The sequence below is a fragment of the Alteromonas sp. BZK5 genome (genome assembly GCF_014349115.1).
Classification (GTDB): Bacteria; Pseudomonadota; Gammaproteobacteria; order Enterobacterales; family Alteromonadaceae; genus Alteromonas; species Alteromonas macleodii.
Window position 1 is genome coordinate 1 of sequence record NZ_JACSOE010000259.1, and the last position, 1,313, is coordinate 1,313.

Annotated in this window: 1 pseudogene; it reads left to right on the forward strand. The window is 49.4% G+C overall.

The features are described 5' to 3' along the window. Nucleotides 1–1,313, forward strand: a pseudogene (locus BIZ39_RS21795) (Tn3-like element ISShfr9 family transposase); the annotation flags it as partial.

The following is a 1,313-nucleotide window of genomic DNA, read 5'->3' on the forward strand; positions in this document are numbered from 1 at the left end:
AGACAACAGGCATTGAAGGTCATGAATGACAGGGATATCCAGACCCTCTGCCTTTACCTGAAAAAACAGAAACGGACCGTGGAAGAGTACCAGTGGCAACATTACGATGAACAATGCAATCTCCTGGAGCAACTGTTAAGGCAGGTGTTTTTGTGCCTTGAATGTGAGGCCGGTAAAGGCTCAGAAGCCGTCGTCGCCCAACTTCAACAGATGCAGACGGAAATCGCATTCGGTGGACCACTGAAGACGATGGATACGTCGCTCATCCCGAAAAAGCACCTCCCATGGTTGGTTAAACAGGATAACGTTAACCCGCAACGTTACGAATGGCTGCTCTACCGGCAGTTAACCTCACGACTGAATGGACGCATTTATTTGCCAAATGTTACCAAATACCGCGCACTGGAAGACGACCTGATCCCCCAGACATCGCAGGATACCTTGCTGGCCTCATCAACACTGGACAGACTAAAACAGCCCGCAGAGTTATTGTTACAGGAGAAACAACACCGGCTGGAAAGTGCACTCAAAGACGTTGCTCTCCATATTGATGAGGGAGACAATCGAAATGTGATCATGAAAAATCGTACCGGTACCCGCTGGCGTCTGCCGACCAAAAGCGCTACATCTCTGGTCAACAATCCCTTTTTTAAGCGAATGCAACCGGTCGGTATCGCGGATGTACTGCGGTATGTAGAGCGCGAAACCGGGTTCATGAAATGTCTGACTCATGTACTTCCGATACAAAAACAAGGGTTCACTCATCAGGATGATTTACTGGCCATTCTGATTGCCAACGCCACTCACCGTGGTGTGTATGGCATGGCGCAGATCTCCGATCGAAGCTATGAACACCTGAGTACGGTGCAGGCCAACTATATCCGGCCTGAAACGCTGCATGACGCCAGCGACGTGATCAATAATGCGGTTGCAGCGCTACCCATCTTCCGCCACTACCATATTCAGGAGGACCAGCTGCATGCCAGTGCGGATGGTCAGAAATTCGAAACCCATCTGGAAACCTTTAAAACCCGGTACTCCTCTAAGTATTTCGGCACCAACAAAGGGATCACGGCCATGACACTGGTGGCCAACCACAGCGCCCTCAATGCTCGGATCATCGGTTCCAACGAGCACGAATCACACTATATTTATGACCTGTTACAATCCAACAGCAGTGAAATCAAACCTGACGTACTCTCGACAGATACACACGGTGTCAATCATGTTAACTTCGCCTTACTGGATCTATGCGGTTACAGTTTTGCACCGCGATACGCGCAGTTCAGTAGTGTCATCAATGATCTGTTTGA